11 protein-coding genes are annotated in these 15,422 nt (G+C 52.6%); 5 read left to right on the forward strand and 6 right to left on the reverse strand.

Annotated features, from left to right (window positions below):
• Window positions 1-4: 4 nt before the first annotated feature.
• The 3 genes from cysI to BUB06_RS09800 form a co-directional block, all read right to left on the reverse strand.
• Window positions 5-1,738 (reverse strand): assimilatory sulfite reductase (NADPH) hemoprotein subunit, encoded by a 1,734-nt coding sequence (gene cysI / locus BUB06_RS09790; RefSeq protein WP_010299883.1) that lies wholly within the window; start codon window positions 1,736-1,738, stop codon window positions 5-7.
• The gene (cysJ, locus tag BUB06_RS09795) at window positions 1,738-3,567 is read right to left on the reverse strand and encodes an NADPH-dependent assimilatory sulfite reductase flavoprotein subunit (protein ID WP_039470269.1); all 1,830 of its coding nucleotides are present in this window, start codon (window positions 3,565-3,567) and stop codon (window positions 1,738-1,740) included. Before cysJ ends, cysI begins: the two co-directional genes overlap by 1 nt.
• Window positions 3,568-3,856: 289 nt before the next feature.
• Entirely contained in the window at window positions 3,857-5,581 is a 1,725-nt protein-coding gene (locus BUB06_RS09800; RefSeq protein ID WP_039470268.1) for a PilZ domain-containing protein, read from the reverse strand.
• A gap of 542 nt (window positions 5,582-6,123) precedes the next feature.
• Here BUB06_RS09800 and BUB06_RS09805 point away from each other — a divergent pair.
• Together BUB06_RS09805 and BUB06_RS09810 are read left to right on the forward strand one after the other, a co-directional pair.
• Window positions 6,124-6,864, forward strand: a complete 741-nt coding sequence (locus tag BUB06_RS09805) for an EAL domain-containing protein (RefSeq protein WP_039470267.1) — start codon at window positions 6,124-6,126, stop codon at window positions 6,862-6,864.
• A gap of 249 nt (window positions 6,865-7,113) precedes the next feature.
• Window positions 7,114-8,793, forward strand: a complete 1,680-nt coding sequence (locus BUB06_RS09810; protein ID WP_039470991.1) for a hypothetical protein — start codon at window positions 7,114-7,116, stop codon at window positions 8,791-8,793.
• 50 nt (window positions 8,794-8,843) lie between these two features.
• On the opposite strand, the gene BUB06_RS09815 is transcribed toward BUB06_RS09810, so the two are convergent.
• The gene (locus BUB06_RS09815; RefSeq protein ID WP_039470265.1) at window positions 8,844-10,136 is read right to left on the reverse strand and encodes an ABC transporter substrate-binding protein; all 1,293 of its coding nucleotides are present in this window, start codon (window positions 10,134-10,136) and stop codon (window positions 8,844-8,846) included.
• Window positions 10,137-10,715: 579 nt separating this feature from the next.
• Between BUB06_RS09815 and BUB06_RS09820 the strand changes: the two genes are divergently transcribed.
• On the forward strand, window positions 10,716-12,050 hold the full coding sequence (locus tag BUB06_RS09820) for a glycoside hydrolase family 28 protein (RefSeq protein ID WP_039470264.1): 1,335 nt from the start codon (window positions 10,716-10,718) through the stop codon (window positions 12,048-12,050).
• 94 nt (window positions 12,051-12,144) lie between these two features.
• Entirely contained in the window at window positions 12,145-12,507 is a 363-nt protein-coding gene (gene queD / locus BUB06_RS09825) for a 6-carboxytetrahydropterin synthase QueD (RefSeq protein WP_039470263.1), read from the forward strand.
• Between the two features lie 84 nt (window positions 12,508-12,591).
• On the opposite strand, the gene queE is transcribed toward queD, so the two are convergent.
• Window positions 12,592-13,263 carry a 7-carboxy-7-deazaguanine synthase QueE gene (queE, locus tag BUB06_RS09830; protein WP_039470261.1) on the reverse strand — a complete coding sequence of 224 codons (672 nt, stop codon included), beginning with the start codon at window positions 13,261-13,263 and terminating at the stop codon, window positions 12,592-12,594.
• A gap of 203 nt (window positions 13,264-13,466) precedes the next feature.
• Between queE and BUB06_RS09835 the strand changes: the two genes are divergently transcribed.
• On the forward strand, window positions 13,467-14,450 hold the full coding sequence (locus tag BUB06_RS09835; protein WP_039470260.1) for an MBL fold metallo-hydrolase: 984 nt from the start codon (window positions 13,467-13,469) through the stop codon (window positions 14,448-14,450).
• A gap of 15 nt (window positions 14,451-14,465) precedes the next feature.
• Here BUB06_RS09835 and BUB06_RS09840 read toward each other — a convergent pair whose 3' ends face one another.
• Complete coding sequence (locus BUB06_RS09840) at window positions 14,466-15,398, reverse strand: LysR family transcriptional regulator (RefSeq protein WP_039470989.1); 933 nt, start codon at window positions 15,396-15,398, stop codon at window positions 14,466-14,468.
• Window positions 15,399-15,422 lie beyond the last annotated feature (24 nt).

The raw sequence follows: 15,422 nt of genomic DNA on the forward strand, positions 1-15,422 counted from the left end.
CCTGTCAGTCATAAAAATCGCGGGCAGGATCCAACACCGCTTTAATAATGTTGGTGCGAATCACGAAATCCCCAAAGCCTTCATTCGGCTGGCGATCCTGCGCCCACAGCCCGATAAGCCGATCCATTTCTGCAAGGATCTCGGTTTCATTAATGTTCTCGCGATACATACGCGGAATGCGTGTCCCCTCGCGATTCCCGCCAAGGTGCAGGTTATAACGCCCCACCGCTTTGCCCACCAGACCGATTTCCGCCAGCATTGCGCGACCGCAGCCGTTCGGGCAGCCCGTCACGCGCAGAACGATATGTTCATCGCCCACGCCGTGCTGCTGCATGATGCCTTCCACTTTCGTGACAAACTCCGGCAGGAAGCGTTCGGCTTCCGCCATCGCCAGCGGACAGGTCGGGAACGACACGCAGGCCATCGAGTTCTTACGCTGCTCGCTGACACCGTCATCAATCAGGCCGTGCTCACGCGCCAGCGCATCAATCTTCGCTTTGCTACGTGCAGGAACACCCGCGATGATCAAATTCTGGTTCGCCGTTAACCGGAAATCCCCTTTGTGGATCTTGGCGATTTCCGCCAGACCGGTTTTCAACGGACGACCCGGATAATCCAGAACACGACCGTTTTCGATAAACAGCGTCAGATGCCATTTATTGTCGATACCTTTTACCCAGCCGATGCGATCGCCACGTCCGGTGAATTCATAAGGGCGCACCGCTTCAAATTTCACACCAGCACGCGCTTCCACTTCCTGCTTGAAGTTGTCTACACCCACACGCTCCAGCGTGTATTTGGTTTTCGCGTTTTTACGGTTGGTCCGGTTACCCCAATCGCGCTGCGTGGTCACCACCGCTTCCGCGATGGCCAGCGTATGCTCAATGGAAATGTAGCCCAATTCACTGGCGGTACGCGGGTAAGTTTCTTTATCGCCGTGCGCGATAGAGAGCCCGCCGCCCACCAGCACGTTGAAGCCCACCAGACGGCCGTTATCGGCAATCGCAACGAAGTTGAGATCGTTCGCATGAAGATCGATATCATTCTGCGGCGGGATCACGACCGTGGTTTTGAACTTACGCGGCAGATACGTTGAACCTAAAATCGGCTCTTCATCCGTCGTTGCGACCTTCTCCTGATCCATCCAGATCTCAGCATAGGCGCGCGTGCGCGGCAGCAGATGCTCAGAAATCTTTTTCGCCCACTCATACGCCTGCTGATGCAGTTCGGATTCGATCGGGTTAGACGTACACAGCACGTTACGGTTCATGTCATTCGCCGTCGCCAGCGCATCCAGCCCGATGCTATTCAGCATCTGGTGTACCGGTTTCACGTTCGATTTGAGAATACCGTGATACTGGAACGTCTGGCGGTTCGTGATACGAATGCTGCCGTAGATCGTATTTTCAGTCGCAAATTTGTCGATCCGCAGCCACTGCTCTGGCGTCATCACGCCACCGGGCAGACGGCAGCGCAGCAGCATCGCATGGCGCGGCTCCAGCTTCTGCTCGGCACGTTCGGCGCGAATATCGCGATCATCCTGCTGATACATACCGTGGAAACGGATTAGCAGAAAGTTATCGCCCCTAAAGCCACCGGTCAGACCATCGTTCAGGTCTTCAGCAATCGTGCCGCGCAGAAAGTTACTTTCTGTCTTCATGCGCTCTGCGTCAGCGAGTTTCCCTTCTACCACCAAGGGACCAGGGTGTTTTTCACTGAAAACGTATTTTTCACTCATTAGTACACATCTCGCTGATAACGGCGCTCAAGGCGCAGATCGCTTAAAAACTCATCGGCCTGTTCACTGTCCATGCCGCCATGCTCAACTATCACGTCCAGCAGTGCCCGCTCGACGTCTTTTGCCATACGGTTGGCATCACCACACACGTACAAGTGTGCACCGTCTTGAATCCAGCGCCAGACTTCCGCGCCTTTTTCCCGCAGTTTGTCCTGCACGTAAACTTTATGCGCCTGATCGCGTGACCAGGCCAGATCGATGTTGGTCAGCAGGCCATCTTTGACGTAGCGCTGCCATTCAACCTGATACAGAAAATCTTCCGTAAAGTGTGGATTACCGAAGAACAGCCAATTTTTCCCTTCAGCCCCATCGGCATCACGCTGCTGCATAAACGCGCGGAATGGCGCAATTCCGGTGCCCGGCCCAATCATGATGACCGGCGCGTCGGAATTCGCAGGCAGACGGAAGTTATCGTTGTGTTCGATGAAGACGCGGATTTCATCGTCTTCGCTCAGCCTGTCGGCCAGATAGCTGGAGGCGCCACCGGCGCGCTCGCGGCCTTCGTATTCGTAGCGCACCACGCCAACGGTGATGTGCACTTCGCTTTCGACTTCCGCCTGCGAGGAGGCAATAGAGTAAAGACGCGGCGTCAACGGACGCAGCAGACCCAGCAGTTGCTCCGCCGTCAGTTCAGTCGGCGCTTGTCGCACCATATCGACCAGCGGTGTGCGCTGTGCAAACTGTTGAAGCGCAGGCTTATCGGCCAGCAGCGACAGCAGTGTTTCATTACGCGACAGTGCCGCATACTTCTCGACAATCAGTGCCGTGTTCTGCGTCAGCTCGAAGTGGCTTTTCAACGCCTGCGATAATGGCAGCGTCTTGCCGTCAACGCTGACGGACTCATCGCCTTTCAGCCACAGCAGTTCCAGCAATTCCTGCACCAGCGCGGGATCGTTATCGAACCACACGCCCAGCGCATCTCCCGGCTGGTAGCGCAAACCAGAATCGCCCAGATCGATCTCAATATGGCGAACATCTTTTTCGGAGTTACGCCCGGTCACTTTCTGATTGACGGCAAACGTGGCATGCAGCGGTGAGGATTTGCTGTACGGGCTGCTGGTAATTTCATCCAGTGCGCCCTGAGCGGCAATCTGTGCTACCGCCGTTCCCTGAACCGGCACCCGCGCCTGCAAAATATCAACCAGCTGGCGTCGCCACTGTTCGGCAAGCCCCTGATAATCGACATCAGCATCAACACGATCCAGCAGACGTTCCGCACCTAACTCAGCCAGACGGCTATCGAAATCCTTACCCGCCTTGCTGAAGAATTCGTAAGAAGTATCACCCAGACCAAACACGGCAAACGCGGTGTCTTTCATCTCCGGGGCTTTTTTGGACAGCAGGAACTTGTGCAGCGCGACGGCTTCTTCCGGCGGCTCCCCTTCCCCCTGCGTCGAGGCGACGATCAGCAGCAGTTTTTCCTGCCCGATTTGCTTGAATTTGTAATCACCCGCATTGACCAGATTGACGGACAGCTTGGCTGCCAGCAGATCGTCACGCAGCTGTTCCGCCACTCGACGCGCATTGCCGGTCTGTGAGGCGGAAATCAGCGTAATCGTTTGTACCGGCACCGTGACTGCGGATGCTGTCGTTGCCGTGGCAGCGATCGCCCCCGGCTGCACGTTCCCAGGCTGCTGTACCAGCCCCCAGAAATAGCCGGATAGCCAGGCCAGCTGCGTCGATGAGAAATCACCGGTTGCCGCCTGTAAACGCGTTAATTGCTCCACACTCAGCGGAAGCAATGAAGTGGGGGAAACCGGAGTAGTCATTGTGATTTCTGTTTCCTTGTGCCTGTGCTGTTAGCCAACGACGCTAATACAAAAACATGCAATAAAAAGATGGATGGAGGATAAGGGTAACGATCTGCATCTTAACAATTAAAGAAATGATGGAAATATTAAATAACCAAAATGACTAAATGGTTTTTCTGATAGTCCTTATTGCTTAAAGTGTTATGCCTGAGAGCACGCGCGTTTCAAGCCTGTCGCAAGAGAAATGTCGGTAGGATGTCAGGAGGAAGAAAGGCTGCCATGCAGCCCTCTTTGCAGACGGTACTCGCTAAATTTTCAGGACCTTCATGCCGAAATCGTCAGGATGAACGATGTTTTCGAGCTTACCGACCTGCTGCAAGTCGCCATTAGAAACGACACTGCTGATATTGGTATCAGGAAAACGCAGGTTCTTGGTGAGATGCACCACGATAGGCTTACCCTTTTTATCAATATCCATCACCCACCCGAGGAAACCTCCCGAATATTTCGCCAGACTGCCGATGGGATAGAGGCCATAAATCTGCACGTATTTGACCAGCACAGCCTTATCATAGGCCGCGTTAGCCTCATAGATTTTACGATAGGCGGCCAATGGCGTGCGGGGAGAAATACCATTACGCGCATGCCTGAGCTTATTAATCGCCTTAATCACAGAGACCAGCCGGGCTAACGGCGACAATGGTTCGGCACGTTTGCCTTGCGGATAGCCGCTGCCGTCCAAACGCTCGTTAGCATTCTCAATCACATCGCAGCAGGTGGGGGTCATCGCCCAGCCTAGCTCACGTAACTTCGCGCACAGCACCTCCACATGACCGCTAAGGATCGCTTTCTGCGCCGGATTCATATTGACCTTGAGCGACGGAAGACGGGCGTTGACCAGCAGCGGCTTGCCCATCGTGTGGAGTAATGCGCCTAACACCGCCTCACGCACATGGGGAGCGTGTGGATCGGCAATTAACAGCATGTCGGCCAATTTCCCCGCGACCTGTACCGCATGTCTGACCCAGTCCGCCTCATCGCGCAGGAACGACAGCGCATACAGGAAAGCCTTTCGATCTTTTTTGACCATATACAGCAAGGTATCAACACAGTCATAAAAGATCTCAACGGGCAGTTGATTGCGCGTTTTGATGTACATCAACCCAATCTGAAGCCGATGGGCAATCTCCATGACGCCGCGTTCCATCGGCGTCTGGCGGGTACGTTTCTCTCGCTCCTGGCTCTCTCGCAGCAACAGATTTTTCTCCTTGGTCCCCGGAATGAACAACGGAGACGAATACACCATGCTGCCTGTGACGCCAGTTCGGTAGGCCGCCTCTCTTTCCAACTCATTCGTGTAATGAAGCAGGGCTTCAGACTGGGATGAAGACAAATTGATAAATTGGATACCGACGGCCGCATAGCCATTATTCCCAAAGGGGCGTATATGGCGAATTTTCCCCTCGGCATAGAAGCTTTCTCCGTTAGGGAATTCAAGCGTAACGCCGGGGATATCCTGACCCACTTCAATCGCAATACTCTCAACCAGATCGATTTCTACCAGACATCCACCGGTCGATAAATTACGCAGCGTTCCGGGCACATTAAGCGTATGTAGATAAACTTCGAGGCGGGCACGAGCCTGCATGCCAAGAATAAAGGGAATACGAATCGCCCCCCTGTTTTCAGTGACAAAAACAGATTCTGGCAAGCGACATTCCAGACGATAAAACATACTGTCCGTCTTGAATAATTGGGTGGAAATATTGCACAGACTGTAGGTTTCTCGTTCGATGTTATCCGTACCCTTGAGCGCCTCCAGATCAAAATTCAAACCACCATCGGCAAGATATCTGTCGATATCCGAGCCAGAGTATTCCACATCTAACACGATACGGTTTTTATCCGGATTCAATTCCGCAACGTCTGCCTTTAATGCATATAGCATATCCTTGGCATAGATAGACATCACATAGGGATGTTGCAGTAATGCGCTAATCACTTTAGCGGGAGGAGGAGAAAAGTGTTCCACGATAAGATCTACCTATTAACGCGACGGTGATATACCCCAAAACCCAAAAAGGATTTCTCTTTTAATAGAAACAAATTTTTACACGAAATTAAATTTTCACACACATTAAACACGATAGAAAAACACTTATTCTTACTGAGTAAAACATTCCCCAGATTTAATTTATGCGTTTTTCTTCACTCCAGTACCATTACGAAACGACGAGCTTCATGTCGTTTATCATCCTAACAAGGATGTCATAAAGTCTCAACGGTCATACACACCGTTCAAATTGATTCAAATTCAAACAAAAGCAACTTAACAGCCAATTAAACAAAAAATATCAATATAAAAACTAATATAAATTAATAAATCTAGAATAAAAAACCAACAACAACATAGATTTAAACGATCATTATTTTTTATTCAATAGGTGGTTACTATCAAATAGGGATTATTGATCATTTTAAACAATTTCCAAATATTCCAAATTGCTGTGTAGAATCCAGACGAGCAACGCTATGGAATTCCTATTTCTATGGAGAGGGTGAGTAATCAGTAAAATGAATACAACAACATTGAATATCGATGGAAAAATTCTTAGGCTGACCGCAGAGTTCCAGCCTATCATCCATCTCCCTCATAATAAAATATTCCGCTATGAAGCCCTCGCCAGGTTTTATAATTCGGAAGGCGTTTTAATATCAACTCAGCAGACCATAGATAAAATTGAGGCGTGTAAAGCAATCGATAAAGTGACAGACTTTATGTTTGATGTGGTCTGTCAGGTAATAAAAAACAAAAGTAGTATGACAATATCATTCAACCTGTCACATTTACTTTTTAATAATTCCGCCTATCTGGAAACGTTATACCAAAAATGCCTCATGCATGAGGTTAACCCACAGAATATAGAAATAGAGATCAGTGAGAAGACGACCCGGCAGCAGCTAATAGACGGGATACCCTTTTTAAATCAGGCCAAGAAATATGGCTTTATGATTTCATTAGATGACTTCGGCGCAGGAAATCTACAAATAGACAGCCTGAGCTTGTTTGACTTCGATACCATAAAAATCGATCGCTCTATCATCGACGGTATTGGGAAAGAAGAGACAAAATCACAAAAACTAAAGGTCTTATTGAACAAACTCATTCCTCTTGGCGTAAACATTATCTGTGAAGGCGTTGAGAAGGCGACCGATTTGAACCGGTTAAATAAATACCACCCCATTGGGATTCAAGGATATATCTTCTATCGGCCACTCACATTCAGCCAACTAAGGCTGCTGGAAGGCTTTTAGCTAGCACCCTCGATTTCTCTGTCCTGCCTCTCGTGGGTTAACGCATCATAATCAGTCCGTGATACCTACTCCCACAATAAATGCACCGCCAACAACGCCTTAGACGATCGCGATTAGCGATTAGCGATTAGCGATTAGCGATTAGCGATTAGCGAACAGGCTCACATTTCTGGCGTTCGCCGCAGGAATTTATCCTTTGCGATAACACATCAATGCGATACTCACGCCAGTGGCAACGGGAGAAAAATGATGTGGCAACGACGCGCGCTGGAACTCAATACGCAGGATATTTGGCACTGGCAACAGGTCATCTCGGTCGTCGATTACGCCCGTGGACACGGCTTTACTACGCTGGTGCTAGGCGCCGCGGATTTGCTGGACAAACTAGTGACGCCGGAAGCCTACAATAACGCGCGTTTTGACGATCGCATCAGCAGCCAACAGCGCTCCCGCTGTGTTTACCTGAATCAGGTCGCGGCGCACTGCCGTGAACAGGGGCTCGCGCTGTATCTGCAATGCAAAGAGCTGTCGTTTCCCACGGATCTACTGCTTCATCACCCGGAATTGCTGGATGACACACATAGCCTCCGCATGGATACCGATTTTTGGTGCGATTACCTTGCCGCCAAAGTCGAACTGTTGATGCAGCAAATTCCACGTCTGAGCGGCCTGCTGCTGGCGATCTCTAACAGCGACAGCCTGCTGCGCTTTTCCGCCCCTTCCGGCGATGAGATCAACGGCGTCGTTCCCGTTACCACACACTGGCCGACCAACGCCGACAGCGAGCAGATCTATCACCGCTTATTCTCCGCCGTCGCACGCGTAATGCACTATCACCAGCGCCATCTGGTATTGCGTGCGTTTCCCGCCAGCCATCAGGATATCGGTAATGTCCTGAACGCCATTCGCACGCTGCCGGAATCCGTCTCTGTCGCCATCAAAGTCACGCCGGAACGCTTCTGGCCTGAGTTCCCCAATAATCCGGCGCTGCTGGACATCAACGGGCGTGAAGTCTGGGTTGAGCTGGATCTGGCTGGCGAAGAGGTCGGCTGGGGCAATCTCCCCTTCCTGCGCTACACCGAAGTTCAAGGAAGGCTGTTGTGGTGCCGGGAGAAAAATCCCGCGATTGTCAGCGCCCTGTGCCGCATCAGTTGGGAAGGGGTGGATAATCACAGCGTGATCGGCACGCTGAGCGAATTTACGCTGTTTGCCTGTTCCCGCCTGCTGACTAACCAGACCGCAGCGGCAAACGAAAGCATGCTGTTCGCACAGTGGCTAATGACGCGCTACCAATGGCAGCCGGACGATACCGTGCTGCATGCGATGCTCGCCTTGTTGGATCAGGCTCATCAGGCCATTTCCCTGTCGCTGTATGCGCGTCACCACGTTTTCCATCGCCACAGTCTGCTGCCGACCAGCTTTGGTCAGGCGATCTGGAGCCTGTACGGCCAGCTCAACCGTAACCACTGGCTGCCGGGTTCCGGTCAGGATATTACGTTCGATCCGCAGCATGCGGAGCTGGCTTCGCAGAATCTCTATCACATCGCGAAAGAGAAAGATGCCGCGTGGCAGTTGGCCGAACAGTGCCAGCAAGCCGCACTGCAATTCTCCCGCGAACACACGATGCCGGAAGCGCTGAGAGTGCGCTGGCAGCAGGAATGGCGCGGCCTGACGCTGTATTGCCGCGCCTTTGTTCACGCACAGAAAGCCTTCTTTACGCTGCACTATTGCAAGCAGGTGGAGAACAACTGGACGCTGCGGGAAATCGCCAAAACCAATATTCAGGCGCTGTACGGGATTGGACATGAAATGGAGGATTTCTGCCTGCAACACCGGGATTACCCGGTGAGCCTGCATGTGATGTTTGATGCCGGGCGTCCACGCGCGTTAGCCGATAGCCTGCAACAGCAGTTGACTGAACTCACGTAACGCACCGGCAGTCTCTACCTTAATTAATAACGCTCTTAATCAGTAACGATCTAGCGAATCACACGTTTCAGAATGCGCTCACCTGAACTGCTGAAGTTTTTCGCCGATTCTTCCACGCTCTTCTTACCATAGTCGAGCTGTTCGATGGTTTGCAGGATCAGGCTGGCCAGCTGTGGATCTTCAAGATACGAGGACACGGGCGTTTGCATCGGTTTTTGCAGCGCCATCGAAAGCCCGGCAACCGACAGATCGTTCGTATCCAGCTTCTGCTTCTCTTCCAGCGCTTGTCTGGCGATACGGCTGAGCGGAATGCCGCGCTCGGTGCCCATCAGCAGCGCACCTTCAGGATCGTTCATCAGATAATTCAGCAACAGCGCCGCTTCTTTTGGGTGCTTGGTATTCTTACTGATGGCAAACAGCATCGACGGTTTGAAGAACTGCCCGGAGTTATCCGATCCCGGCGTCATGATGTAGGGCCCTAATTCGAGCTTACCCGGTGCTGCCAGCGGATCGGCGTACTTCTTCACCACCGAAATCCACAGGTGTGCCCCACCGTATTCCCCGTTAATCCAGGGGCGTGTTTCATACATACCAACTTTGCCAAACGCGTTGTAATACTTCGAAGATGGCATCACATGTTCGTCGATCAAACGTTTATAGAAACGAAACGCCTCGATCCACTGCGCCTCACTGTAGTTAAAGCGCTTGTTCTTTTCATCGATCATGCCGATCTGGTATTTCTGCGTCATGTAATAGTTGATCAACTCCAGCACGCCTTCACCACTGTCCTGCGCAGGTGAAGCAATAGGGAAATAGTTATCGCCCAGTTTCTCTTTAAACACCTTGCCCGCATGGAACAGCTCATCCCAGGTGGTGGGATATGGCAGCCCCGCCTTCTTCCAGGTTTCCGTGTTGTAGTACATCACCAGCGCATTCAGCGAGGTGGAAATCGCGTTCACCTTGCCGTCGATTGTCGCGGGTTTCAGCGCATCTTCGGGGAAATCCTGTAATTTCAGCGTATCAGTCAGCTTATTCAGGTCATAAAATCCAGTGCCCGTCTTGGAAAAAATCGGCAGCCAGTTCCAGTTTACCTGAAGCACATCCGGTTCTTCACCGCTGGCAATCTGCGTCGTCAGGCGGGACAGGTGCCCGTCCCAACCGGTATATTCTGGTCTCACGCTGATGTTCGGATACTTTTTCTGAAACGCTTCCAGCGCCGTCAAGGTCGCCTGATGACGGCTGTTTCCCCCCCACCAGGAGAGGCGTAATTCCACGGGTTCAGCAGCCTGCGCGAACGAACAGAGCGCAGAGAAGGCGATGACAATCAGTCCAGGTAATCTCATTTTTCCCCCAACGACATTATTATTGTGTGTGTGTTTGGCGTACTGGTGTGGCGTATGGATGAGAAAGCAGGTCGGGTACACAACCGCCTATTGTCTTGGGAATCAAGCTATCCCTGACCCTGACAAGATAGGCAGAACCCGTTTTATCGCGCTAGTCATCACGGCGGGAAAACGCGTGATTTGCGGGGCTGACGGAAGAAATGCTGATGACCGCATCACATTAGCGGGTGTTTCAACCACGCGGTGTGAGCCCTATGTGATGCGGCAGGGAGGTGCCTCACATCATTAACCGCCGCACCACACCAAAAAGAGATTTGATTCACAAATAAGAAACACAAAAACAACAAAACCACGCCACGCACGCGGCAAAAGCGAGAAAACGGCGCAAAAGTGTGATGAAACACACACGGCATAACGCGCCGCATCGTCCTCTTCGTTATGCCTTTCACATTCCCTTACGCCGCACGCCGTGCGCTGTGAAGCCCGCTCCAACCTCCGCAGATTTCACCATGACAAACACAGCTAAAAATCCACAAACGTGCTGCAATCGGAGCAGGCTCGATCAGATAGGATAAAGCGATGAAGCACTCGATTCAGTCATACTCCCCCGCTGCCGACGGCATCACGTCGGATACCGCCATCTTTCAGCAGGCTATCGATCGGATTGCGGCACAGGGCGGCGGCACCCTGACGGTGGAACCAGGGCGCTATCTGTTAGGGGGATTGCTGCTGCCTTCCAATTTTTGCCTGCAATTGGAGGCGGGCGCTGAGCTCGTCGTCAGCGGTGACTATGAACAGTTTGCGCAGGCCACGACGATCAGCATGGCCGAGCTGTCGCACCGTGCATTTCTTTATGCCTACCAACAACGCAATATCACGATCTGTGGTCAGGGTAAGATCATGGGAAATGCCGACGCCTATTTCTCTGCGGAACCCGACGATCAAGGCTATCGCCTGCCTGCACAGCATCGCCCGCGCATTGTGGTCTTTGAGGATTGCGAACACGTCCGCCTGTGTGATTTTACGATTGAACACGCCCCGATGTGGACCGTGCATCTGGTCAGTTGCCGTCAGATCATCGTCGAGCGGCTGACGATTGATAACGATCTGAGCATGGCAAATACCGACGCGCTGGATCTTGATAGCTGCCAGCAAGTGCAAATCAGCAACTGTTCGCTGAGCGCTGCTGACGATGCGCTGTGCATCAAAACCACCCATAAGCCGCCCCATCTACAACGTAAGGTGCAGCAGGTCGTCATCAGCAATTGCCTACTGCGATCCAAGAGCTGTGCCCTGAAGATCGGCACCGAAACCTTTGCCGACATTGAAGATATTTCCGTCAGCAACTGCGCCATTTACGATACCAATCGTGCGATCGGCCTGATCTCGCGCGATGGCGGTGCGTTCCGACGCCTGCAGTTCAGCAACATCACGTTCCAGTGCGTCGCCGCACATCCCTGCCATTGGGGCAAAGCCGATCCGATCTTTATCTCCGTGCGCTATCGCGATCCCGCCATCGAACCGGGCCGGATCGAAGCGGTACAGTTTTCCCAGATCGCGGGGATCAGCGAGGGGGCGATTAACCTGCACAGCACGCCCGCAGGCTACATTCGTGATATCCATTTCCATGCCGTTCACCTCGAACAGCGGCAGAGCGACTCATCAGAACAGGGTATGTACGATGTGCGCCCCCCTTGTAACCCAGAGCGCCCGACGGGAATGGGACTGGACAATGCGTATCGGGTCGATCCGACGACAGGCCGTGCCTTCGGTGTCGACTATTATCCAGGCGGCATGCCTGCGCTCTTTGCCCGTGGCGTTGTGAACCTGACCACCAGCCACATGACGATCCACCGCCCCGATCCGCTGCCTTCCGGCTGGCATCATGCCGCGATCGTGCAATTGGAAGAATAAGTGATTCATGCGACACTTTCGGGTAGTATGCGACGGTTTTTTGCATACTATGTTCTGAAAGCCCCTTTTTCAGAACGAAACCGGGAACATCGCTATGGTCACTACGCTATTTAAAGATTTTCAGTTTGAAGCCGCGCATCATCTGCCCCACGTACCAGACGGCCACAAATGCGGGCGGCTGCATGGGCACTCTTTCATGGTGAGACTGGAAATTACCGGTGAAGTGGATCCGCATACCGGCTGGGTGATGGATTTCTCCGAGCTGAAAGCCGCGTTCAAACCTACGTGGGAACGATTGGATCATCACTATCTGAATGAGATCCCCGGTCTGGAAAACCCGACCAGCGAAGTGCTGGCGCACTGGATCTGGCACCAGTTGAAGCCGACATTACCGCTGCTCAGCGCTGTGATGGTGAAAGAAACCTGTACTGCTGGCTGCGTCTATAAAGGCGAGTAATAAAGAAGTGGTGGTGCTGTAGTCTGGCGTGAGCATCCTTCTCTCACGCCGCTACGATGGGTCGCTATTATCAGTAGGTGAATATCAGGCAATATTCAGGTATTTATGTGTCTGCATAGACAGCCGCCAGTTGCGAGCGATGCAGGTCTCAATACACAGTTTGGTCGCATCGTCTTTCTGGCTGATCGGCTGTAGCGCCACAATCCGCGGCTTATCATCATCAAGCCGCGCCAGTAATGCATCCAACGCCTCAATGTCACGCTCACGCGCCACCGGGTGTTTGATCTCATCCGCCCGTTGCAGCGCCTGATCGAGCACTTTCATACCGCCACGCATATTCACCTTCGGCGATACCGTCACCCAGGTTTTGGGCGAACAGCGCACGTCATGCGTGCCGCTGGTTTCGATCTGGCAGCTGAAACCCTGCTTTTCCAACTGTAGCGTTAGCGGTGCCAAATCGTGGATGCAGGGTTCACCACCGGTGATCACAATGTGGCGTGCCGTGTAGCCTTCCTGCGCCATCAGCGCCAGAATGTCGTCCGCGCTCGCCGCGCCCCAGGCATCGCTTTCTTCCGTTTTTACCAGCACCTGATCCAATGAGGTTTCCCGCTCTGCCAGTTTGTCCCAGGTATGTTTGGTATCGCACCAGCTACAGCCTACCGGACACCCTTGCAGGCGCACAAACACCGCCGGCACACCGGTAAAATAGCCTTCGCCCTGTAACGTCTGGAACATTTCATTAATCGGGTACTGCATGGTTTTCACTGTCTCGTTCACTTAAAAATGCAGTATACCCTAAATCATTCGCGTTGCAGGACGCCAGCTACGCGCTGGCAAATTTAGCTGGAACACACTACATCAGGGACAGTTGAGTAATTCGCCCCGCGCGTCAATAATCAATCTGTTGTTACGATTTCACCTGCTTTCATACGTTTCATTATTAACAAGGACAAGAATAAATGAAGTTATTGAAACCTCTAGCCTTATTACTCGTCTCAAGCGCCTTTGTGCCTGCATTTACACAGGCGCAGGATATCGCGCAGATTAAAACTCAGCCGGGCTATTACCGCATGATGCTGGGCCAGTTCGAAATTACCGCGCTGTCTGACGGCACCAACACCATGCCGATGGATAAACTGTTACAACGCACCCCACCGGAAAAAATCACCGAACTGCTGGCAGAGAAATCGCTGACGCCGCAGGTGGAAACCTCTATCAACGCCTATTTAGTCAATACCGGCAAACACCTGATTTTGATAGACACAGGCAACGGCAAGCAGAGCAACCCTACGGTCGGAAAAGTGTTGCCGAATCTGATTGCGGCGGGCTACAAACCTGAACAGGTCGATACCGTGTTGATGACTCACCTGCACGGCGACCATTTTGGCGGTCTGGTGCAAGACAAGAAACTCAGCTACCCAAATGCTACCGTGTATGTCAGCCAGCCAGAAACCGACTTCTGGCTCAGCCCAGATAACCTGAAGAATGCACCAGAGAACAGAAAGGCGGCGTTCCAACGCGTGCAAAGTACATTTGATGCTATTCGCAAAGAGAACAAGCTGAAAACATTCCCAGCTCAGCAGGCAACATTGCTACCCGGCATCACCGCGATTCCGAGTCCGGGACATACGCCGGGGCACACGTCTTTTCTGATCGAGAGCGAAGGCAAAAAACTGCTGGCCTGGGGAGACATCATTCATGCGGAAGCGGTGCAAATGAGTTTACCGGCGACCACCATCAGCTTTGACTCAAATATGGATCAGGCGACGGAATCCCGTAATAAAGCACTGGCCGACGCCGCCAGCCAGGGTTACTGGGTTGCAGGCGCTCACCTGCCCTTCCCCGGCATCGGCCACGTTGGCACGCGTCTGGAACGCAACGGCACCACCAACGGCTATCGCTGGCTTCCGGCGAATTACAGTGTGGCAGGATTATCGCAATAATCTCCTTGCCGTCACTCAAGCAGGGGGCGGTTCCGTCCCCTGCTCTGCCACCACCTCAGCAATTTGCCCATACAGCCACGTTATCGCCGGATTACTGTCCTGTCTGGCATGCCAGAGCGCCGAGAGCGTATAGGTCGGTAACGCAAGCGGTACCGGGCTGTCGATCAAACCATAATACTGACACCACTGCGTCGCCAGCTTTTCCGGCACGGTAGCGATTGACGGCGTTTGCTGCAATATTCCCGGCAGAGCGGAGAAATGTGGCGTGGTGTAATGAATCGTCCGCGTCATGCCCTGTTTTTCTAACATGTCGTCCACGATGCCATGTGCGCGTTCACGGTAGGTCACCAATAAATGGCGCTGCTGGCTGTATACGGCCAAAGGAAGAGGACGCGGCAAATCAAGCTGCTGCGGATGCCAAAGTGCTCTGAACCCTGACGACAGCAAGGCACGCTGCTTCAGCCAGCCTGCCTGTGCACTGGCAACAGAAATCACCAGATCGACGCTGTCATTTTCCAGCCGATCCACATCCAAAAACGGATCGGTAGCAACAAGGTTGATGCGCAAATCGGGTGCCTTCGCTTTGAGCCGTTTCAGCAGCAGCGGCATTAGCCATATTTCCACCCAATCGGTCATTCCCAGCGTGATCATGCGTGAATCGGTTAACGGATCAAACTTCTCGGGTTCGCCCAGAACCGACTGCAAGTGTTCAAAAGCGGGCGACAGCTGGGTCGCCAGATAATCCGCCCGCGCCGTCGGGCGCATAACCTGTCCCGTACGGATAAAAAGCGGATCGTCAAACAGCGTGCGTAAACGTGCCAGCGCCCCACTCACGGCAGGCTGCCCCAAATGCAGCTTATCCGCCGCCGCAGAGACGCTTTTCTCACGATACAACACCAGAAATGTCACCAGCAGATTTAAATCCACGCCGCTAAAATCATTTTCCATGATAGGCAGTATCAAATTAATCAA

Origin of the sequence: Pectobacterium carotovorum (genome assembly GCF_900129615.1) — a bacterium.
Classification (GTDB): domain Bacteria; phylum Pseudomonadota; class Gammaproteobacteria; order Enterobacterales; family Enterobacteriaceae; genus Pectobacterium; species Pectobacterium carotovorum.